Origin of the sequence: Burkholderia arboris (assembly GCF_902499125.1) — a bacterium.
In the GTDB taxonomy this organism is placed as follows: Bacteria; Pseudomonadota; Gammaproteobacteria; order Burkholderiales; family Burkholderiaceae; genus Burkholderia; species Burkholderia arboris.
The window spans coordinates 17,748-38,866 of sequence record NZ_CABVPX010000027.1; the positions used below are offsets into that span (position 1 = coordinate 17,748).

A 21,119-nucleotide genomic window follows, 5' to 3' on the forward strand; every position below is an offset into this window, starting at 1 on the left:
CCGTGCCATCCGTGAGCATGCAACCGATCCTTTCCGTCTCCGACCTCTCCAAGACTTACGCGTCCGGCTTCCAGGCGCTGAAGCACGTGACCCTCGACATCCGCCCCGGCGAGATCTTCGCGCTGCTCGGGCCGAACGGCGCCGGCAAGACGACGCTGATCGGCTCGATCTGCGGGATCGTCACGCCGACCGCAGGCCGTGTGACGGTCGGCGGCAACGATATCCGCGATCAATACCGCGCGGCGCGCGAAATGATCGGCCTCGTGCCGCAGGAACTGACCACCGACGCGTTCGAAACCGTCTGGGCGACCGTGTCGTTCAGCCGCGGCCTGTTCGGCAAGGCGCCCGATCCCGCGTACATCGAGAAGACGCTGAAGGCGCTGTCGCTGTGGGACAAGCGCGACAACAAGCTGATGACGCTGTCGGGCGGCATGAAGCGTCGCGTGATGATCGCGAAGGCGCTGTCGCACGAGCCGCGCATCCTGTTCCTCGACGAGCCGACGGCCGGCGTCGACGTCGAACTGCGCCGCGACATGTGGAAGCTCGTCGATTCGCTGCGCGAAAGCGGCGTGACGATCCTGCTGACCACGCACTACATCGAGGAAGCCGAGGAAATGGCCGACCGGATCGGCATCATCCTCGGCGGCGAGCTCGTGCTCGTCGAGGAAAAGCGCGAGCTGATGCGCAAGCTCGGCAAGAAGCAGCTGACCGTGCAGCTCGAGCACCCGCTCGCGGACGTGCCGCCTGCGCTCGCGCCGTTCGGGCTCGAACGCGCGGACGACGGCGCCGCGCTCGTCTACACGTACGACTCGCAGCGCGACGACGCGAGCATCGCAAAACTGATCAACGCGCTCGGCTCGGCCGGCATCGGCTTTCGCGACCTGCACACGACGCAGAGCTCGCTCGAGGACATTTTCGTCAGCCTGATCGACAACCGCCGCAACGGCGTGCAAGGAGCCTGACGCATGAACTGGCATGGAATCCGCGCGATCTACCGCGCAGAAATGGCCCGCACGCGCCGCACGCTGATGCAGAGCATCATCGCGCCGGTGATTTCGACGTCACTGTATTTCGTCGTGTTCGGCTCCGCGATCGGCTCGCGCATCAGCGACGTGAACGGCATCGGCTACGGGTCGTTCATCGTGCCGGGCCTCGTGATGCTGTCGCTGCTGTCGCAGAGCATCTCGAACGCATCGTTCGGCATCTACTTCCCGCGCTTCACCGGCACGATCTACGAGATCCTGTCCGCGCCGGTGTCGTACTGGGAGATCGTGATCGCGTACGTCGGCGCGGCCGCATCGAAGTCGATGCTGCTCGGCGTGATCATCCTCGCCACGGCCGGCCTGTTCGTGCCGCTGCACATCCTGCATCCGTTCTGGATGGTGCTGTTCCTCGTGCTGACGGCGATCACGTTCAGCCTGTTCGGCTTCGTGATCGGCATCTGGGCCGACAGCTTCGAGAAGCTGCAGCTCGTGCCGCTCCTGATCATCACGCCGCTCACGTTCCTCGGCGGCAGTTTCTATTCGGTCGACATGCTGCCGCCCGCATGGCGCGTGATCACGCTGTTCAACCCGATCGTCTACCTGATCAGCGGTTTCCGCTGGTCGTTCTACGGGCTCGCCGACGTGCACGTATGGATCAGCCTCGCCGCGACCGGGCTGTTCCTCGTGATCCTGCTCGCGATCGTCGCGTGGATGTTCCGCACCGGCTACAAGCTGAAGAACTGACGTGGCACGCGCCGCCCGCCGATGACGCATTTGGGCAAGCAGGCGGCGCTTTTCCTCTGATGCGGCAGTTTGTGGTCGCGTCTACTGAATGTGAAGCATCGGGGCCCTGGAGCATGCGCTGCGCGGCCCCTTTTTCATTTCAGAGGACGCCATGCCCGCCGCCACCGCTCCCGCCTCCGCCGCTGCCCGGCTCGAACGCCTGCCGTTCTCCGGCTATCACAAGCGCATCTTCTTCATCATCGCGATCGCGTTCTTCTTCGACTCGGTCGACCTCGGCACGATGACGTTCGTGCTCGGCTCGATCCGCAAGGAGTTCGGTCTGTCGACCGCGGCCGCCGGCCTCGTCGCGAGCGCGAGCTTCGTCGGGATGGTGCTCGGCGCGGCCGTCGCCGGCCTGCTCGCCGACCGCTTCGGCCGCCGGCCGGTGTTCCAGTGGAGCATGGTGCTGTGGGGCGCCGCGTCGTACCTGTGCTCGACCGCGCAGAGCGTCGACGCGCTGATCGTCTACCGCGTGCTGCTCGGCATCGGGATGGGGATGGAATTCCCGGTCGCGCAGACGCTCCTGTCCGAGTTCGTGCCGACCGAGAAGCGCGGCCGCCTGATCGCGTTGATGGACGGCTTCTGGCCGCTCGGCTTCATCACGGCCGGCGTCGTCGCGTACTTCGTGCTGCCGCAGTTCGGCTGGCGCACCGTGTTCGCGCTGCTCGCGATTCCCGCGGTGTTCGTGCTCGTCGTGCGCCGGATCGTGCCCGAATCGCCGCGCTGGCTCGAACATGCGGGCCGGCACACGGAAGCCGACACCGTGATGCACACGATCGAGGCGAAGGTGATGCGCTCGGCCGGCGTCACGACGCTGCCGCCGCCGTCGCGGCTCGCCGAACCGGTTGTGGCACGCGGCCACGGCGCGCTGCGCGAGATCTGGAGCGGCGTGTACCGTCGCCGCACGGTGATGGTGTGGCTGCTGTGGTTCTTCGCGCTGCTCGGCTTCTACGGTCTCACCTCGTGGCTCGGCGCGCTGCTGCAGCAAGCCGGCTTCGAAGTCACGAAATCGGTGTTCTACACGGTGCTGATCTCGCTCGGCGGCGTGCCGGGCTTCCTGTGCGCCGCGTGGCTCGTCGAACGCTGGGGGCGCAAGCCGACCTGCATCGCGTCGCTGATCGGCGGCGGTGCGATGGCATACGCCTACGGCCAGAGCGCGCTGTACGGCGGCAGCACGACGCTACTGATCGTCACGGGCCTCGCAATGCAGTTCTTCCTGTTCGGGATGTGGGCCGCGCTGTACACGTACACGCCCGAGCTGTACGGCACCGGCGCGCGCGCGACGGGCTCGGGCTTTGCATCGGCGATCGGGCGCGTCGGCTCGCTGATCGGGCCTTACGTGGTCGGCGTCGTGCTGCCGGTGTTCGGCCAGGGCGGTGTGTTCACGCTCGGCGCGCTGTCGTTCATCGCGGCGGCGATCGCCGTGTGGACGCTCGGGATCGAGACGAAGGGCCTCGCGCTGGAGCAACTGGCGGCAGGCGACGAGACAGGCGGCAACGGCCGCTATCCGGCGACGGCGGCCGACAAGTTGTCCTGACCGTCGGGGTTGGCTGTCAGGCAGGGAACGCGTTCAGCGCCGTTCCCGGCCGCTACGCAAACCGGCAGGCTTCGGATCCGGGGCGACGCTGCTAGACTGCATCGACGCACCGGTTCACGCGCAGCCCTCGTTCAATACGTCGCGGCGAGCGCGCGACGGTGCCGTCCCGCTCCCCCTCCCCGCGCGAGGATTGCATCGATGGACCACGCCCGAATCGAAGAAATCCGCAGCGGCCTGTTTCGCGCAACGACCTACATCGACAAGCTGAAGCTCGGTTTCAGCCAGTTCTTCGTGCGCGCGCCGGACGGCGGCGTCGTGTGTATCGAAACGGGCACGCGCGCCAATTTTCCGCAACTGAGCGCGAGCCTCGCGACCGTCGGCATCACGCCGTCGATGGTGAGCAGCGTGATCGTGCCGCATTTCGAAGTCGACGAGATGGGCGCGCTGCCCGACTTTCTCGCGGCCAATCCGGCGCTCGTCGCGTACGGCCATCCGATGTGCACGCACGGGCTGGCCGACATCTTCGGCGTGCGCACGGAGCTGCTGAAGGACGGCGAGCCGACGACCATTGCAGGCGTCGACGTCGTGCCGGTCTTCACGAAGCATGTCCATCAATGGGATGCGCTGGTCGTGTACCTGCCGGCGTACAGGGCGCTGCTGTCGTCGGACATCCTGATGCGCTTCGGCGACGAGGAAACGGACGACCCGCTGCCGGTCATCCTCGAGTCGATCCGGCGCTCGGACTATCTGCCGTCGCTCGCGCACATGGCGAGCGCACTGCGGCGGATCCAGGCGCTCGATCTCGACCTCATCCTGCCGATGCACGGCCCGGCGATTACGCATGACATCCCGCGTGTGCTCGCCGGCGCGATCGCGCACTGCGAAGCCGCCGCCGCGTAAGCCGCGGCGGCGGCATTCCAATGGAGGTCGAGCGGGTGCCGGTCAGGCGCCGGCGACGACGAACTCTTCGGCCGCCTTGCGCTGGACCGCGGCCATCACGGCCAGTTCGCCCTTGCTGCGCGCGTCGCCGGACACGACACCCGTCGCGTGCTTCGCCTTCGCGCCCAGCGGGAAAAACACAAACGACGCGCCGGCCGGGGCCTTCGGCTCCGCACGCAGGCGTTTGTTCAGGATTTTCAGGTACTTCTTCTTCGAGACTTCCTTAGCAGCCATGGCACCCTCCGCGTCAACGTGGCGAGGATCAGCATACCAGTTTTGGCAGCGCGCTCCGCGGCGGCGCCCGCCGGCCGGCCTGTCATCGAAAATTCTTCGTGCACGATGTCGATTCGCGTCATTCTCGTGCGTCGTGTTGTCGTAACCGGTCTTTTTTGCCGTCGATACCGTCGGCGGTTGCCCCGTTCATTTTTCAGGAGATACGACAATGCGCGTCATGGTCATCGTCAAAGCCACCGCCGATTCCGAATCCGGCCGCTTGCCCGACACCGAAAGCATGGCCGAAATGGGCCGCTTCAACGAGGCACTGGTGAAAGCCGGCATCCTGCTCGACGCCGACGGGCTGCGCCCGAGCAGCCACGGCAAGCGCGTCCATTTCTCCGGCAAGAACCGCGCCGTCATCGACGGCCCGTTCGCCGAAACGAAGGAACTCGTCGCCGGCTACTGGCTGTGGCAGGTGAAATCGATGGAAGAAGCCGTCGAATGGGTGAAGCGCTGCCCGAATCCGATGCCGGGCGACTCCGACATCGAGATCCGCCCGCTGTTCGAAGCCGCCGATTTCGGCGACGCCTTCACGCCCGAGCTGAAGGAGCAGGAAGCGCGGATGCGTGCGGAAGTCGACGCCCGGCCGAAGTCGTGAGCGGCGGGCGGGCGTGAACCTCGCGCCCGCCCCGCTTCGCACGGTTGCCGTCGGCCGTGGCGGCAACCGGCAACGTCACGGCCGCGCCTGCGTCCGTTCATGCGCCGGAACGGTGCCGCCCGAACCGGCAAACTCGCCCGCATGCACGGCGTCGCCGCGCCCGCGCTGCGCGCAGTCGTGCCGTATCGAGCGCCGTCCGGTACGCGTGGCCAGCACCAGCGCGATCGCGAGCAGGCTCGTGCCGAACAGGTAACTCGGCGGGATGAACCGTGCATCGGTCAGGTGCGCGACCACCGAGATGTAGAACGGCGCGAGCCCGCCGAACAGCGTCACCGACGAGTTGTATGCGATCGCCACCCCGGTCGAACGCCCTTCGACCGTGAAGATCTGCACGAGCATCCCCGGATGCGCGGCGCCCTGCAGCGTCAGGAACAGCATGCCGATCAGATGCACGATCATCAGCCGGTTCGCGGTCGGCGCGTCCAGCAGATACCAGAACAGCGGGAACACGCACACGAGCCAGCCGGCGATGAAGCAGCAGAACAACCGGTAGGGGCCGATCCGGTCGGCCAGCTTGCCGAACAGCGGCGACAGCACGCACGACAGGATGCTCGTGACGAACACGGCCTGCAGCGACGAGCTGAGCGGCAAATGCAGCTGCGATTGCGCGTAGTTCGGCAGGTACGCATTCCACACGTAGTTCAGCGACGTGCCGGCGATCATCACGCCGATCGCGCAGACGAGCGCATCGCCGTTCTCGCGGACGAACGCGCGGGCGCGCACGCCGGCCGGCGCCCGCGCGGCCGGCCGCGCGCGCATCCGCTGGAACGCCGCCGATTCGTCGACGTGATGGCGGATGTAGAAGCCGAGCGGGCCGACCAGCGCGCCGATCAGGAACGGTACGCGCCAGCCCCATTCGGCCATCGCCGCATGCGACAGGTAGCGCGACAGCAGGTAGCTGCCGCCCGACGAGAACATCGCCGCGAGCCCGAGCGACAGCATGTTGAAGCTGCCGTAGAACATCTTCTTGCCCGGCGGCGCAACCTCGTAGATCGACACCGACGACAGCGCGAACTGCGCGCCGACCGCGAACCCCTGCACGAGCCGGCCCGCCACGACGAGCGCCGGCGCGGCGATGCCCCAGGTCGCGTAGCCCGGCGTGAGGCCGAGCAGCAGCGACCCGACCGACATCGCGACCATGATCCACGACAACGCCTTCATGCGCCCGGCACGGTCCGCATACATCCCCATCACGACGCCGCCGACCGGCCGCGCGAGAAACCCGACGGCGAACGTCGCGAACGTCAGCAGCATCGATTCGCCGCGCCCGACGCCGGAAAAGAACGTCCGCGCGATCAGGCTCGAGAAGTAGCCGTACACCATGAAGTCGAACCACTCGAACGTGCCGCCGATCACGGTCGACACGATGACCTTGCGGGCCTGCCCCGCTTCGTCGCCGATTTCCATGAGCCTAGCCTCCGGCGCGCAATGCACGCAGCGTCTGCGCAAGGAAGTCCTGCACCGTCTCGACGGTCTGCATCCCGTTGTGCGCGACGTTGGGCAACGCGTCGAAGCGCACGCGGACACCGGCCGCCTCGAACGACGCCGCGAGCGCGCGCAGCCGCTCGGGCCGCGTCGCGCCCGCATCGTTGATGCCGGGCACGTACATCGCGCTGTCTTCGCGCACCGTGATTTCCCACGTCTCGAGATCGGCGCGGCCGACCACCATCTGGACCGGCACGCGCGCCAGCGCCGCCGCGTCGAACGGCTTGCCGAACTGCCGCTCGACGCCGCCGAGGCCGAGCCACCACGCCTTTTGCGGATCGAGCAGCGTGACGTTGCCCGGCGCGCCGATCGACACGGCCCACAGCCGCTCGGGATGCACATACGCGAAGCGGTGCGCGAACTGCCCGCCGCCCGAATAGCCGGACAGTGCGAACCGGTCGAAGCGCTTGCCGTAGCGCTCGCCGACTTCGCTCACCATGTCGAGCAGCACGCGGTCATAGCGGATGTCGCTTTCGGCGAGCCGCTTGAAGCCGTTGCGATTGCCGTCGCCGCACACGCCGACCGGAAACAGCGGGCACAGCACGATGCAGCGGTTCCAGCGGCCGAACGGCGCGAACGCGTCGCGGTACTGCGTGAACTGCCGCCCCGTGCCATGTATCACGACGACCAGCTCGACGTCGTTGTCCGGCGACCGGATGTCGTCCGGCACGTACAGCACGTACGGAAATCGCGCATCGTGCCGGCTCGCGTAGACCGTGGTCGAGCCGAGGTCGTACAGCGCCTCTGCGCGGGCTTCGCCGGAACCGGCCGGCGTCGTTGCGGTATCGAACATCTGTCTGTCTCCTGAATGATTCTGGTGTGCTGGATCGCGTGCGGGCGGCGGCCGCCGTTCAGGCCGCTTCGCGAAGCGGCTCGCGCGTCAGGCTGTAGCGCGTGAACACCCGGTTGAGCGCGGGCATCGGCGCGACGTCCATCTCCCCGTCGCCCGGCTGCATGACGATCATCGCGACCGTCGCCGACAGCGTGTGGCGCGTGCCGGGGCGCGGCGGCCGGCAGACCGAGTACGGCGCGCCGAAGTCGTCGAACAGCGCCGCGCTGACCGCCTGGCGGTCGATCTTCGGCAGCGCACCGAGCAGCCGGCGCACACGCCAGTCGCGGTAGTAGCTGTCGGGCGAGTTCTCGCACCCCGTGTCGCGCAGCTTCGTGCGCGCGATCGGGCTGACCCAGTGGTTCGCATGGACGATCAGGTCGTCGTCGCCGGGATAGACCGGAAACGCCTCGTCCGGCGCGCATTCGAAATCGATGCCGAAGCCGTCGGCCATGCCGAGCATGATGTTGTTCGAGCACGACTTCGGCGTCGTCGCGATCACGCGCAGCGCATTCGCGAACACCGGCTCCTCGAGCACGCGCCGGCGCAGCAGCGACAGCGGCACGCCGGTTTGCGTGAAATCGCGGTCGGATTCGAGATAGTTCGCGGTGATCGACACGCCGCTCGCGTTCAGCCCGCTGCGCGCGAGCCCGCCCGCCTCGACGAACGTCAGGAAGTCGGGGCCGTCGTCGTTATGCACGCGCAGCACGATGCCGGTATCGACGCAGTCGGCTTTCCAGTCCCAGTTCTGCGCGTGGATCAGCTTGCCGGTCGCCGAACGCGACGGCAGCACGAGCACGCCGGTGCAGCCATCTTCGTCCTCGGCGTCCGCACCGGCCGGCAGCGCGTGCTCCGCGCGCGCCTTCGCGAGCACTTCCGTACGTGCATTGACGAGCACGATGTCGTCGAACGCCACATCGGCCCCGTCGGCAATGCCGCGCATCTCGTCGAGACAGGCCGGCTGGAACGCGCCGATCGCCTGTTCGAGCGAGCGGATGAACGCTGCCTGCGCGGCCGCGCCGTAGCCGAGGTTGCGCAGCGTCTGCCCGTAACGCGACGCACTCAAGCGTACGCGCGCCGCGACGGCACGGCCGTATTGCACGCCCCGCTCGTACGGCTTGCCGGACACGCTGACGAAGGGAAAAGGCTGGATGGACGACATCGAAACACTCCTTGCGCTGAATCGGACGAAACGATTCTCGGGCGCGATAAACAAAATAAAAAGCGTTATTTTCTTTCCATAAACGAAAGATTTTTTTTAGTTTCGTGCGATCATCCGGCGCATCGCGACACCGGTCGAACGTGCTGCGCGCGCACGTTGCCGGACGGCTTCCAGGAGAGAGGGATGAGCGAGATTCGAATGCTGAGGACGTTCCTGGCCATCGAGAAACACGGCACGATGGCCGCCGCGGCCGACCGCATGGCGCTGACGCACGCGGCGGTCGGCGCGCAGATGCGCACGCTGGAGCGCGTATGCCAGCGGCAGTTGTTCGACCGCAGCGGGCGCAGCGTGCAGCTGAACGATGCCGGCCGTTCGATCCTCGAGCAGGCGCGCTCGGTGGTGGCCGCGTACGACTCGCTGGTGCGCGGCGTGAGCGGGCAGCACAGCATCGAAGGGTCGATCACGATCGGGGCGACGGTGTCGTCGATGGGGTTTCTCGCGGCCAACGTGATCCGGCTGAAAGTGCAGTATCCGGGCCTGAACGTGCGGCTCACGCACGGTGGCAGCCCGGAACTGGAGCGCCAGGTGCGCGCCGGCGAGATCGATGCGGCCGTGCTGATCGGCGAGCCGCGCGCGACCACGCTGCCCGAATCGTGGGAGTACCTGTATGACGAACCGCTCGTGCTGCTGGCCAACCCGGCGCTCGCGCCGGCCGATGCATCGGTGGCGTCGCTGCTCAAGCGTCATCCGTTCATCGGCTTCGAAGCCGCGTCGCCGACCGGACGGCATGTCACGAGCCTGCTGCGCCGCCTGCACGTCGAGGTGAATCCCGTGCTCGAAATGAACTCGATCGCCGCAATCGCCGATCTCGTGCGGCAGAACGTCGGCGTGACGATCGTGCCGCGCCTGCGGCACGCCGCGTGGAGCGACGATCCGCTGCTGTTCGTGAAGCCGATTCCGGGCGCGACGTGGCGGCGCCACATCGGGTGGTACGAATTCGGCCGCCAGCCGCTGGCGACCGCGATCGTCCGGAACCAGCTGCTCACGGCGCTCGCCGGCTAGCGCCGGGCAATTGACGCGGCCCTGGCTAGTAACGTATCGTTTTGATACGTTACTAGCCAGGGCCGGTTCGCCATGCATTCCCGTTTCGACCGTTTCCGCACCACCACGCTCGGCATGCAGCTCGAGGCGCTGATTGCACAACCCGAGCGCTATCCGGAATTCGCGGCGCTGTCGCGCGTCGGCGTGGCCGCGATCGGCGCGATCCAGGACGAGATCGCGCGCACATTCCCCGAAATCGAAACCGACACGACGGCCCGCCAGTTCTGCGGCGCGATGGTCGCGGAAGTCATGCGCCGCCACCGTCACGAGGTCGTGCAGGCGCGCGGGCGGCTCGGCGGTGCGCTGTTCAGCTATGGCGCGGTGTTCAGCCCGTTTCCGCACCGGCTGCCGTTCGCCGACGTCGCCGCCGCGCTGGCGCGCATGCCCGACCGGCTCGCCGCGTATACCTCGCATGTGCCGGCCGCGCTGGCCACGCGCCGCCCGGCCGGTACCGGCTTCTCGCTCGTCGAACATGCGTGCCACCTGCGCGATCTCGACTCGGTGTTCGCCGAACGCATCGACGCCGTGCGCACGGCGGAGCTGCCGGTGATCGCATCGGTCGACGGCACCGTGCTCGCCGCGCAACGCGACTACCTCGCCCAGCCGCTCGACCACGCGGTCGCGGCGTTCCGCACCGGCCGCGCCGCGCTGTGCGCCACCGCGGCCGCGCTGAAGCCGTCGCAACTCGCCCGTTGCGGTCTGCGCGACGGCATCCGCCGCATGTCGCTCGACGAACTCGTGCGCGAACTGCTCGATCACGACCGCACGCACGTGCTGGAACTCGACGAACTGCTCGCCGAACTCCAATTGCCGCCGCTGCCCTCCGGAGCCGCGGAATGACCCGGCCCACACCCGTCGTCTTCGTGCACGGTTTCATCGGCACGTTCGACGTGCGCGACTGGAACGGCCCGCATCTTTGCCCCGACCTGCTCGGCTACGGCGCGTATCGCGCGGTGCCGTTCGATGCGATCTCGCTCGATGCGCAGGTCGAGCACGTGCGACAAACCATCGACGCACATTTCAGCGCGCAGCCGGCCGATATCGTCGGCCACTCGGTCGGTGGTGCAATCGCGATGCTGTTCGCGCATGCGCACCCCGAACGCGTGCGGTACATCGTCAACGTCGAAGGCAATTTCACGCTCGACGACGCGTTCTGGTCGGCATCGGTCGGCCGCATGACGCCCGGCGAAGCCGATGCCATGCTGATCGGCCTGCGCGCGGCCCCGCTCGACTGGCTGCGTGGCGCGATCGACGCACCGTCGCCGGGCCAGCTCGACGACGCGCGCCGCTGGCTCGCGCACCAGCCGGCATCGACGCTGCGCGCGATGGGCCGCTCGGTGGTCGCGACGACGGGCGATGCGGGCTACCTGCCGGTGCTCGAGAAGGTGTTCGAGCGCCACCCCGTCTGGCTGGTCGCCGGAGAACGCTCGCGCGCGGGCTGGCATGTGCCCGACTGGGCGCTCGCACGCTGCGCCGGCTTCGAGACAATCGGGCGCTGCGGGCACCTGATCCCGGCCGAGCGGCCCGACGCGTTGCGCGCCGCCATCGAGCGCATTGCATGCGCGCCGCCTGCCTGACAACCCGTAGGATTCGCCGAAATATGGTTGAAAGGCGCGGTTGCTAGAGTCGCCGGAACAGGGTTTTCCCGGCGCCCCGCGCCGGACTGGGTCGACACATGCGAGGATCGATGAACCTGGCACGTACCTTCTGGCTGCTTCTGCTGATCGCCGTCGCGAGCCCTGCCTTCGCGTTCCATGCGCGGGTCGTCGCGATCCCGAGCGCCGCGATGAGCGAGACGCTCCAGGCGACCGTCGTGCTGCCCGACGATTACGCACGCAGCAACCGCGGCGACGAACGCTATCCGGTCGTCTATCTGCTGCACGGCTCGGGCGGCGACCATACCGACTGGACGTCGAACACGCGCATCGCCGCGCTGGCCGACCGCTATCACGTGATCCTCGTGATGCCCGACGGCGGACACGAAAGCTGGTACATCGACAGCCCGTTCGATTCGGGCAGCCGCTACGAAACCTTCATCGGCGACGAAGTCGTGTCCTATGTCGACCTCCATTTCCGCACGATCGCGACCCAGCACGCGCGCGCGATCACGGGGCTCAGCATGGGCGGCTTCGGCGCGCTGCGCATCGCGCTCGACCGGCCCGACACGTTCGGCGCGGTCGGCAGCATCAGCGGCGCGGTCGATCCGCGCTGCTGCGAGGACGAGCCCGGCATCGACCACGTGTTCGGCGATCCCGGCCGCCATCCGTCGTTCTGGAATCGCAACGTGATCGTCGAAAGCGCGCGTGCGTTCGTGCGCGCGCATCTCGACCTGACGATCGATTGCGGCCGCGACGATTCGTTCGTCGGCTCGAACCGCGCGCTGCACGAACGGCTCGTCGCGCTCGGCGTGCCGCACGACTACACGGAACGGCCCGGCGGTCATACCTGGGATTACTGGTCGAACGCGATCCGCTACCAGATGCGGTTCTTCGCGTCCTCGTTCCAGCATCGCGGCTACGCGTACCGCCCCGCGCCCGCTGCGCCGGGCATGACGCGCGCGGGCTGACGCACGCGCCGCGCCGCCGCGCGGCCCGCCGAACGCGGTGATACGATGCGCTGGAATCGACCACCCGACTCCTTCCATGCCGCGCGACAACTTTGCGGACCTGCTCGCCTTCATCGCCGTCGCGCGCGAGCGCAGCTTCACGCGTGCGGCCGCCCGGCTCGGCGTGTCGCAATCGGCGCTCAGTCATACGATCCGTTCGCTCGAAACGCGCCTCGGCGTGCGGCTGCTCACGCGCACGACGCGCAGCGTCGCGCCGACCGAAGCCGGTGAACGCCTGCTGCAAAACCTCGCGCCGCGCTTCGACGAAATCGAGGCCGAGCTGTCCGCGCTCGCGGAGCTGCGCGACAAGCCGGCCGGCACCGTGCGCATCAACGCGACCGATTATGTGATCCGCACGCTGCTATGGCCGAAGCTCGCGCCGATGCTGCGCGACTATCGCGACCTGAAGGTCGAGTTCGTGACCGACTACGGGCTGTCCGACATCGTCGCGGCACGCTTCGACATCGGCGTGCGGCTCGGCGACCAGGTCGCGAAGGACATGATCGCCGTGCGCATCTCGCCCGACCTGAAGATGGCGATCGTCGGCGCGCCCGCGTATTTCGCGGAACGTGCGCGGCCCGGCACGCCGCAGGATCTCGTCACGCACGACTGCATCAACCTGCGCCTGCCGACGCACGGCGCGCTGTATGCGTGGGAACTCGCACGCGGCGACGAGGCCTTGCAAGTGCGCGTCGACGGGCAAGTCACGTTCAACGGCACGTACGAAATGCTCGACGCGGCGCTCGCGGGCTACGGGCTCGCGTACGTGCCCGCCGAACTCGCGGCGCCGCACGTCGAAGCGGGCCGCCTCGACAGCGTGCTCGACGACTGGTGCCCGACGTTCCCCGGCCATCACCTGTATTACGCCAGCCGGCGGCAGTCGTCGCGTGCGCTCGCGGTGATCGTCGAGGCGCTGCGAATTCGCGCGTGAGCGTGAGCCTGAGCCGGACCGGGCCGAACCGCGGATATCGCCCACCCGCCGCGATTCATGAATCCGGTCGATAAGTGCATGCGAATTGTTGGGGATTATCGATAGGGGCGTCGGTGACTACCATCGCCGGTATTCCCCACGTTCTCCGGAGCCCTCGATGTCCGAACCGACTTCCCCCGCGCACAAGGCATTCGGCGCGATTGCGCCCGCGCTTGCCGACTACACCGACAACGTGCTGTTCGGCGACGTCTGGCAGCGTGCCGGCCTGTCGCCGCGCGACCGCAGCCTCGTCACGGTCGCCAGCCTCGTGTCGCTGTATCGCGTGAACGAACTGCCGTTCCACCTGAAGAAAGCGCTCGACAACGGCCTCACGCGCGACGAGCTGATCGAGGCGATCACGCACCTCGCGTTCTACTCGGGCTGGCCGACCGCAAGCTCGGCGCTGCCGATCGCACAACGCGTGTTCGACGAAGCCGGCGTTTGAGCGCGGCCCTTCATTCAACCGGCAGGCGCACGCCTGCATGGAGCCTCACATGGATTACCGCTATCTCGGGCGCAGCGCGCTGAAGGTGTCGCCGCTGTGTCTCGGCGCAATGATGTTCGGCGGCGAGACCGACGAAGCGACGTCGGCGCGCATCATCGACAAGGCATTCGACCAGGGCGTCAATTTCATCGACACGGCCGACGTCTATCACGCCGGCCGCTCGGAACAGGTCGTCGGCCGCGCGATCGCGCCGCGTCGCGACAGCTGGATCGTCGCGACGAAGTTCGGCTATCCGGGCGGGCCGGACGCCGGGCCGAACCGGCAGGGCCAGTCGAGGAAATGGATCGTCGAATCGGTCGACGCGAGCCTGAAGCGGCTCGGTACCGATTACATCGACATCCTCTATTTCCATCGCGCGCTGACCGACGCGCCGCTCGACGAAGGCATGCGCGCGATCGCCGACCTGATCCGGCAGGGCAAGGTGCGTTACTTCGGACTGTCGAACTTCAAGGGCTGGCGCATCGCCGAGATCGTGCGGCTCGCGGATCAGCTCGGCATCGATCGTCCGGTCGCGAGCGAACCGCTGTACAACCTCGTCGATCGCACGGCCGAGGTCGAACAGCTTCCTGCCGCCGCGCATTACGGGATCGGCGTCGTGCCGTACAGCCCGCTCGCACGCGGCGTGCTGACCGGCAAATACGCGATGGCTGCGCAACCGCCCGCCGATTCGCGCGCCGGCCGTGGCGACCGGCGCATCCAGCAAACGGAATGGCGCCCCGAATCGTTGCATATCGCGCAGCAGGTGGCTGCGCATGCGGCCGCGCGCGGCACGACGCCGGTCGCGTTCGCGCTCGCATGGGTGATGAAGAACCGCATCGTCAGTTCGACGATCGCGGGGCCGCGCACCGAAGCGCACTGGGACAGCTACATCGATGCGCTGACGCTCGAACTCGGCCCCGACGACGAACGGTTCGTCGATGCACTCGTGCCGCCCGGGCACGTATCGACGCACGGCTATACCGATCCCGGCTATCCGGTCGAAGGCCGCCAGGTCTGAAGCCGGAACGGGAGGATGAACGGACATGCCGGGCGACACGCCCGGCATGAAGAGGCACGCGCGTCGTCCGACGCGCGAATCAAGCAGCAGCGACGAATGGTCAGTTGCCGTGCGCAGCGCCTGCGCCGACGACGCGATCGAAGCATTCCTGTGCACGCGCCAGCTCGTCGAGCGCGCAATCGAGGCGCGACATCGCGCGTGCGTATTCGGCCGACGAAGCGTCGTCGTCGCTTTCGCCGCGCACCGCGCGAAACGCCTGATCGACGTTGCGCGTGGCTTCGACGAAGCGTTGTGCGGCCTGCGCTTCCCGCGAACAGATGTGGGTCGACATCGACACTCCTCCCTCAGGATTGCAGTGTGAAGCACGCCGACGCTCAGTGTGCGTGGTGCGCATGTCGGCGGCGTGAACCGCGACCCATCGAGTGTCGACGCATCGGCCGCCGCGCAGCGCGCTTCGTGCCGATTGTCCCTCTACGCTCGCCGATCCGCTACGGCGAGATTGCAACAAATTCTTGCGCGATGTGCTTCGCGCCGGGCGTCACGCGCGCCCGATGCGCGGATGCGCAAGACCCGCGAACGCGGCCGCCTCGCCCGGCGACAGGTCGAACAGGTCGCCGGTGAGATCGCGCGGATGCTCGGCTGCCGGCCGGTTGCGCAAGCGCGCCGCATGCGTGGGCGCAACATACGCGGCCGCCGTTTCGATCGGCGGCACGTCGAACAAATCGCGCGTGACGCCGCGCACGGCATCCGTCGGCGAACGGCCGCGCAAGCGCGCGACGAGCTCGACGAAGCGATCGAAATCGCCCGCGCGCGTCGCCTTGTTCACCTCCGCGAGATCGCGCGCCTTCAGCACGCACGGCTGTGCAAGCCGCACGAAATACGGCGCCTCGAGTTCGACCGACAGCGCGAGCGGGTAGCTCTTGCCCGTCTGCTCCTTCGCCCGCCCGACGCAATCGACCACGGCCGCACCCTGTGCGGCACCCAGCGGCTGGCCGGTGCTCACGCTGCGCAGGTGATCGGGAAACACGCGCAACTGCGTACCCACCGTCAGCGCGGTGGACGACGCACACACGAGCGCGTAGTGCTGTTCGCGGCGCCGGCCCGACGGCAACGTCGAGCGGCTGGCGATGAACGTATGCGGCGGCAACGGCCGCACCTGGCCACTGGCGTCGACCCATGCATTCCACAGCAGCGCGTCCTTGCGCTCGCCCGCGCGCGGGCGCGATGCGACCGGCGAAAACAGCGCGAGCAGCGAGCCCGTGCGATGCGCGGCGACTTGCGCGCTGCTGCCGAGCGGCTGGTTGATGCCCCACAGAAAACGTCCGCCCCCGAGCCGGCGCTCCCATTCCTTGCGGAGCACGACGGTCGGCAGTTCCTCGCCGGACTCGGTACCGATCTTGGTCCAGCAGAACGTGGGTGGGAGGTGTTTCAGTGTCATCAACTTTCTCGGGATACAGCCTCGCTGGTGACAGCAAGCCCATTCAACAGCCGTAACTGTATAGGTATAATGCATCGCATGGAAGCCCCGGACCAAGATTTTCCCGTTCAAGACCTGTTGCGCCGCCTGATGGCAGATACACGCTCGTCCAGCGAAATTGCGCGACTTTCCGGGGTCAGCCAGCCGACCGTGTCGCGCCTGCGGCTATCGAACGGGCGGCGGCTGCGCCGCAGCGCGCCATTCACCAAGCTATGCAGTTTCTATGGAGTCGATACGGAGCCGACGCGCCGCCGCTATAACGACCTGCTGCGCGACGCGATCGTCGACGCATGGGACGGGTCGGACGAGCACGGCCGCGCGCTGCTGGTCGTGATCCAGGGGTTGAAGGATTTGCAGGCGAAGGCGGATGACGGGTGATGGGGCAGTTGAAGGAAGCGCAGACCGCCCCGTCCGCTTCCACCGGCAACCCGCGCGCCGGTGACGGCATGAAATGCCCGTGCCGATTGCCGCCCCCGCGACTATGATGATTCGGTCAGCAGCGCGAGGGCGAACCATGGATCGAGACGAAGACTTCATCGTGCGCACCATGTCGGCCGACGAGGTCGCCCTGTCGGTCGAATGGGCGGCCGCGGAAGGCTGGAACCCCGGCCTGCATGACCCGCCCTGCTTCAGGGAAGCCGACCCGGCCGGCTTCTTCGTTGGCGTCTGGCGCAACGAACCGGTCGCATGCCTCGCCGCCGTCGCCTACGACGACCGCTTCGGCTTCATCGGCCTCTACATCGTCAAACCCGGGTTTCGCGGCCAAGGCTTCGGCATGCGGATCTGGCAGCACGGGATGCGCTACCTTGGAGAACGCAACATCGGACTCGATGGCGTCGTCGCGCAGCAGGCGAACTACCGGAAATCCGGCTTCCGGCTCGCATATCGCAACATTCGCTATCAGGGGCTTGTGAGCGGTATCGGATGCGCGCTGGTGACTGCGGCGGCCGATGTGCCGCTCGGGCAATTGCTCGCGTACGATCGCCAGTGTTTCCCCGCCGCGCGCGAACCTTTCATCTCGGCGTGGATCGCGCAGCCGGATGCCATTGCGCTCGCAACTGTCGATGCCGGCCGTATCGCCGGATACGGTGTCATACGACGCTGCGAGGCCGGCTGCAAGATCGGCCCGTTATTCGCCGATGACGCAGATGTCGCCACCGGGCTGTTTCGTGCGCTGGCGGCACGCATGCCCGGCGAGGTCATCGTGCTCGACGTACCGGAAACGAATCCCGCGGCCGTTGCGCTGGCGGAACGGCACGGCATGACGAGCGTGTTCGAAACCGCGCGGATGTACACGCAACACGCACCCGCGATTGCGATCGATCGTGTGTTCGGGGTGACGTCGTTCGAGCTGGGGTGACGGGATGCGCGTCAAGGCGGGGCACCGGTTCCTCCGGTTGACGCTTGCCGCCCCGTTCCGCGATCGAGGAGCGCAGAGATCCGCCATTCACGACGCCAACGCGATCGTCACTTTGACTCGGTAGCGAATGATGCCCGTTCGATCTGCGCGACGCATTGCTTGGCGGAATCTGCAACGCGGCTCTTCTGTTGCGCCGCCTTTTTGCACCAATACATGGCCGCAGCCTTGTCCGTGACAAGGCCCGATCCGCCCCATTGATAGGATTCGCCCAAGATCAGTTGCGCAACGGCATCGCCTCGATCAGCCTCTTTGCGCACGTGTTCTACAAATTTTCCATGCCAGTATGCAGCCAGCGTGGAATCCTGACGCACGCCAATGCCGAGCTCATAGTCTGTCCCCAGTCGCCCTTCGGCAAACGCATCCCCCATCTCCGCGCCACGTCTATGCCATGCGACTGCCTCGACGTGATCCTTGGGTACGCCAAACAAACCGTTTCGATAGAGTTCTCCGATCTGATTTGCACATCCTGCATTTCCGTGATCGACGGCCTTCTTCATCAGGGCCACTCCCCGCGAAACATCCTGAGGCTGGCCGCCCGCCCCAATCACATATCCCAGACCGACGATGCATTCGCCTTCGGCGTCACCTTGATTCGCGGCTTTCTGAAACCAGACGGTGGCTTGCGCGTGATCTTTTGGCACGCCAAATCCGGAGTCGTAGAGCCTGCCCAGACCGACTTCCGCTCGTGCGTTGCCGTGTTCGGCAAGCGGGCGCCAAAGTGCAAAGGCTGTTGCGTAGTCCGCATGCTGAAACGCCCTGTCAGCATCCTCGAGTTGGCCAGCGAAGGCCGTGCCGGCGCTTCCCAGGATCAGCGCGACCAGCGCGACGGCGCGCGTGTGCCGTGCCAAGCCGTCGACGGATTGCGAAACAGGGTGTGTCATGGTCACTCCGGTATAGCCGAAAGCGGACAACTGAAAAACGCAGCAAAGGAAACACTGCCGCCCCCTACTGCTCCAACCCCACGCCCAACGGCCGCTGATCGCTGCGCCCGTGATCGTCGACCACCCGCACCGTATAGTTGCCGGCCGTCCGCGGCTGCCAGAACAGCGCATCGCCCGGCGTACTGCTGCCGACATACGCATCGTTGACGAACCAGTACAGCGCATGCGCGCTCGCATCGGCCGTCGCGTTGAACGCGATGCGCGTTTCCTCCGTGCGCTTCACCCGCATCGCATACGTACTGCCGCGCAGCGGCGACGTGATGCGGGGCGGATCGCCTTCGACCTGCCCCGCCTCGCGACAGTCCGCATTCTGCGGCGGCCGCCGGCGCGGAATGCCCGCCTGCGCGAACACCTGCTGCAGATCCGACGGCCAGAACTCGAAGATTTCCGTATGCGTGCGCTTGCCGTCGTACGGCGGGCACGCGGCCTTCCCCGTCGCGTCGTCGATCACGACGGGCCGGTGCACGGTGCTCACGCGAATCGGCGACGTGCCCGGCATGAACCACGTCCAGCCCTGCTGCGGACACCACTCGTTCGGCAGATCGCCGCTCGCGAGGCAGATCCGCACGCGCTTCAGCCGCGGCGGCACCGCGCGCGGCGGCTCGACGAGCGTGCGCTCCGCATTCAGCGCATCGACGACCTGGAAGAACAGCGGCGCGGCCGCATCGACGCCGACGAACGCCGTATTGGTCGAATTGTCGAAGTTGCCGACCCACACGACCAGCACATAGGGGCCGAACACGCCGGCCGTCCACGCATCGCGGAACGACCATGACGTGCCGGTCTTCCAGTACACGGGCACGCTCGACGGCTGCGCGCCGCTCGTCTCGTCGGGGCGCAAGTGCTGGCGCAGCATGTCCATCGTCATGTAGCTCGCGTCGGCGCTCAGCAGGCGCCGGCCGGGCAGCGCCGGCTCGTCCGCGCGCAGCCGCAGCGGCCGGAACTCGCCGCGATTCGCGAGCATCGCGTACAGCGCCGCGAGATCCTGCATCGTCACTTCGCCGCCGCCGAGCACGAGTGCGAGCCCGTAGTGTTGCGCGCTCGCGAGCCGGCGCACGCCGGTTTCCTGCAGGAACTGGTAGAGGTCGGGCGACTTGAGCTGCGACGCGACCCACACGGCCGGCACGTTGCGGCTGCGGTTCAGCGCATCGGTCGCGGTGATCGGCCCGAGGAAGTGACCGTCGAAATTCTCCGGCGCGTACGGGCCGAACGAAGTCGGCACGTCGCGCAGCACGGTCTGCGGATGCAATACACCCTGGTCGAAACCGAGCGCATAGATGAACGGCTTGAGCGTGGAGCCCGGCGAGCGCCGCGCGAGCGTGCCGTTCACCTGCCCGTCGATCGAGCGGTCGAAGAAGTTCGCGGAGCCGACGAGCGCCTTCACGCCCATGTCGCGCGTATCGACGAGGATGGCCGCCGCGTTGCGCACGCCGCGCGTATCGTTGCGCGCGACATAGCGTGCGATCTGCCGCTCCAGCGTGCGTTGCAGGTCGAGGTCGAGCGTCGTCGCGAGCCGCGCGCCGGCATCGCTGTCGTCCGCCGCGCCGCCCGACGTCGCGCGCCACGCGCTGCGCGCGGCGAGCGCCTGCGCAACCGCATGCGGCGCGTCGAACGGCAGCGCGGACAGCGGCCGCATCGCGAGCGGCAATGCGAACAGCGGCTTCAGCGACGCATCGCCCGGATGCGCCGTCAGCCAGCGCGCATACAGCCGGTTGCGCGACGCCGCCAGCGCGCGGTTGATCTCGTCCTGCCCGCCACGCACGCGCCGCGCCGGGTCCTGCGGAATCACCGCGAGCGCGAGCGCTTCGGGCAGCGTCAGCGCATCGGGCATCCGGTCGAAATAGACGACGCTCGCGGTGCCCGCGCCTTCGACGTTGCGGCCGTACGGCGCGTCGTTCAGATAGGCTTCGAGGATCTGCCGCTTCGAGTAGAACAGTTCGAGCTGCATCGCACGCGCGACCTGCGCGAGCTTGCCGGCCGGCGTGCGCGTGTTCAGCTTCCACAGCGAGCGGGCGAGCTGCATCGTCAGCGTCGAGCCGCCCTGCGGATTGCCGCCGCGTACGTACGTGATCCACGCGCCGCGCGCGAGCCCGTACGGGTTGAAGCCCGGGTGCCACCAGAACCAGCGGTCCTCGTGCAGCATCACCGCTTCGACGAGCTGCGGCGACATCCGGTCGAGCGGCACCCACAGCCGGTAGCGGTCGTCCTTCGCGAGCGTCAGCCGCAGCAACCGGCCCTGCGCGTCCGTCACCGCGACCGACGACGGCTTCCAGTCGCGCAACGGCGGATGCGGCCACAGCCGGCATGCGGCCAGCACGCCGAACACGAGCAGCACGCCGACGAGCCAGTTCTGCCAGCGATGCAGCCAGCGGCCGGCGCCGTGCAGCGCCCGCCGGAGCATGGGTGCTTCAGCCACGCGCGGGGACTCCTCGCTTTCGGCGCGGCCTGCCA

General features: G+C 67.6%; 22 protein-coding genes. 14 read left to right on the forward strand and 8 right to left on the reverse strand.

What is annotated here, in order from left to right; translation table 11 throughout:
- The first annotated feature begins 17 nt into the window (after positions 1-17).
- The 4 genes from BLA15945_RS27470 (at position 18) to BLA15945_RS27485 (ending at position 4,203) form a co-directional block, all read left to right on the forward strand.
- Positions 18-962: an ABC transporter ATP-binding protein gene (locus BLA15945_RS27470; protein WP_059239180.1), complete on the forward strand. Its 945-nt coding sequence runs from the start codon at positions 18-20 to the stop codon at positions 960-962.
- A 3-nt stretch (positions 963-965) separates the two neighbouring features.
- Positions 966-1,727, forward strand: a complete 762-nt coding sequence (locus BLA15945_RS27475) for an ABC transporter permease (protein WP_059239178.1) — start codon at positions 966-968, stop codon at positions 1,725-1,727.
- Positions 1,728-1,878: 151 nt separating this feature from the next.
- Complete coding sequence (locus BLA15945_RS27480; protein WP_174993843.1) at positions 1,879-3,303, forward strand: MFS transporter; 1,425 nt, start codon at positions 1,879-1,881, stop codon at positions 3,301-3,303.
- A gap of 198 nt (positions 3,304-3,501) precedes the next feature.
- Entirely contained in the window at positions 3,502-4,203 is a 702-nt protein-coding gene (locus BLA15945_RS27485) for an oxygen-binding di-iron domain-containing protein (protein ID WP_174993844.1), read from the forward strand.
- Between the two features lie 42 nt (positions 4,204-4,245).
- Here the strand turns inward: BLA15945_RS27485 and BLA15945_RS27490 are convergent, their stop codons facing one another.
- Positions 4,246-4,476, reverse strand: coding sequence for a hypothetical protein (locus BLA15945_RS27490; protein WP_059239172.1), 231 nt, complete (start codon positions 4,474-4,476; stop codon positions 4,246-4,248).
- 208 nt (positions 4,477-4,684) lie between these two features.
- Here BLA15945_RS27490 and BLA15945_RS27495 point away from each other — a divergent pair, with 208 nt between their 5' ends.
- Positions 4,685-5,116: a YciI family protein gene (locus BLA15945_RS27495; protein WP_059239170.1), complete on the forward strand. Its 432-nt coding sequence runs from the start codon at positions 4,685-4,687 to the stop codon at positions 5,114-5,116.
- 75 nt (positions 5,117-5,191) lie between these two features.
- Here the strand turns inward: BLA15945_RS27495 and BLA15945_RS27500 are convergent, their stop codons facing one another.
- From BLA15945_RS27500 to BLA15945_RS27510, 3 genes are all read right to left on the reverse strand, one after another.
- On the reverse strand, positions 5,192-6,583 hold the full coding sequence (locus BLA15945_RS27500; protein ID WP_174993845.1) for an MFS transporter: 1,392 nt from the start codon (positions 6,581-6,583) through the stop codon (positions 5,192-5,194).
- Positions 6,584-6,587: 4 nt separating this feature from the next.
- Entirely contained in the window at positions 6,588-7,340 is a 753-nt protein-coding gene (locus BLA15945_RS27505) for an alpha/beta hydrolase (protein WP_174993876.1), read from the reverse strand.
- A 172-nt stretch (positions 7,341-7,512) separates the two neighbouring features.
- Complete coding sequence (locus BLA15945_RS27510) at positions 7,513-8,652, reverse strand: C45 family autoproteolytic acyltransferase/hydolase (protein ID WP_174993846.1); 1,140 nt, start codon at positions 8,650-8,652, stop codon at positions 7,513-7,515.
- A 183-nt stretch (positions 8,653-8,835) separates the two neighbouring features.
- Here BLA15945_RS27510 and BLA15945_RS27515 point away from each other — a divergent pair, with 183 nt between their 5' ends.
- From BLA15945_RS27515 to BLA15945_RS27545, 7 genes are all read left to right on the forward strand, one after another.
- Positions 8,836-9,714, forward strand: coding sequence for a LysR substrate-binding domain-containing protein (locus BLA15945_RS27515; protein WP_226196209.1), 879 nt, complete (start codon positions 8,836-8,838; stop codon positions 9,712-9,714).
- A 72-nt stretch (positions 9,715-9,786) separates the two neighbouring features.
- Positions 9,787-10,593: a DinB family protein gene (locus BLA15945_RS27520; RefSeq protein WP_174993847.1), complete on the forward strand. Its 807-nt coding sequence runs from the start codon at positions 9,787-9,789 to the stop codon at positions 10,591-10,593.
- Positions 10,590-11,330, forward strand: coding sequence for an alpha/beta fold hydrolase (locus BLA15945_RS27525; protein ID WP_174993848.1), 741 nt, complete (start codon positions 10,590-10,592; stop codon positions 11,328-11,330). Before BLA15945_RS27520 ends, BLA15945_RS27525 begins: the two co-directional genes overlap by 4 nt.
- A gap of 110 nt (positions 11,331-11,440) precedes the next feature.
- Positions 11,441-12,319: an alpha/beta hydrolase gene (locus tag BLA15945_RS27530; RefSeq protein WP_174993849.1), complete on the forward strand. Its 879-nt coding sequence runs from the start codon at positions 11,441-11,443 to the stop codon at positions 12,317-12,319.
- A gap of 76 nt (positions 12,320-12,395) precedes the next feature.
- Complete coding sequence (locus BLA15945_RS27535) at positions 12,396-13,289, forward strand: LysR family transcriptional regulator (RefSeq protein WP_059239153.1); 894 nt, start codon at positions 12,396-12,398, stop codon at positions 13,287-13,289.
- 157 nt (positions 13,290-13,446) lie between these two features.
- Positions 13,447-13,773, forward strand: a complete 327-nt coding sequence (locus tag BLA15945_RS27540) for a carboxymuconolactone decarboxylase family protein (RefSeq protein ID WP_059239151.1) — start codon at positions 13,447-13,449, stop codon at positions 13,771-13,773.
- A 49-nt stretch (positions 13,774-13,822) separates the two neighbouring features.
- The gene (locus tag BLA15945_RS27545) at positions 13,823-14,830 is read left to right on the forward strand and encodes an aldo/keto reductase (RefSeq protein WP_059239150.1); all 1,008 of its coding nucleotides are present in this window, start codon (positions 13,823-13,825) and stop codon (positions 14,828-14,830) included.
- A gap of 100 nt (positions 14,831-14,930) precedes the next feature.
- On the opposite strand, the gene BLA15945_RS27550 is transcribed toward BLA15945_RS27545, so the two are convergent.
- Together BLA15945_RS27550 and BLA15945_RS27555 are read right to left on the reverse strand one after the other, a co-directional pair.
- Positions 14,931-15,161: a hypothetical protein gene (locus BLA15945_RS27550; protein ID WP_059240912.1), complete on the reverse strand. Its 231-nt coding sequence runs from the start codon at positions 15,159-15,161 to the stop codon at positions 14,931-14,933.
- Positions 15,162-15,368: 207 nt separating this feature from the next.
- The gene (locus BLA15945_RS27555) at positions 15,369-16,268 is read right to left on the reverse strand and encodes a hypothetical protein (protein WP_059239147.1); all 900 of its coding nucleotides are present in this window, start codon (positions 16,266-16,268) and stop codon (positions 15,369-15,371) included.
- Positions 16,269-16,346: 78 nt separating this feature from the next.
- Here BLA15945_RS27555 and BLA15945_RS27560 point away from each other — a divergent pair, with 78 nt between their 5' ends.
- Positions 16,347-16,685: a helix-turn-helix domain-containing protein gene (locus BLA15945_RS27560; protein WP_174993850.1), complete on the forward strand. Its 339-nt coding sequence runs from the start codon at positions 16,347-16,349 to the stop codon at positions 16,683-16,685.
- Positions 16,686-16,821: 136 nt separating this feature from the next.
- Positions 16,822-17,667 carry a GNAT family N-acetyltransferase gene (locus tag BLA15945_RS27565; RefSeq protein ID WP_174993877.1) on the forward strand — a complete coding sequence of 282 codons (846 nt, stop codon included), beginning with the start codon at positions 16,822-16,824 and terminating at the stop codon, positions 17,665-17,667.
- A gap of 107 nt (positions 17,668-17,774) precedes the next feature.
- Here BLA15945_RS27565 and BLA15945_RS27570 read toward each other — a convergent pair whose 3' ends face one another.
- A complete protein-coding gene (locus tag BLA15945_RS27570; protein WP_174993851.1) occupies positions 17,775-18,608 on the reverse strand; it encodes a tetratricopeptide repeat protein in 834 nt (277 codons plus the stop codon).
- Between the two features lie 64 nt (positions 18,609-18,672).
- On the reverse strand, positions 18,673-21,084 hold the full coding sequence (pbpC, locus tag BLA15945_RS27575) for a penicillin-binding protein 1C (protein ID WP_217468171.1): 2,412 nt from the start codon (positions 21,082-21,084) through the stop codon (positions 18,673-18,675).
- Positions 21,085-21,119: the final 35 nt, after the last annotated feature.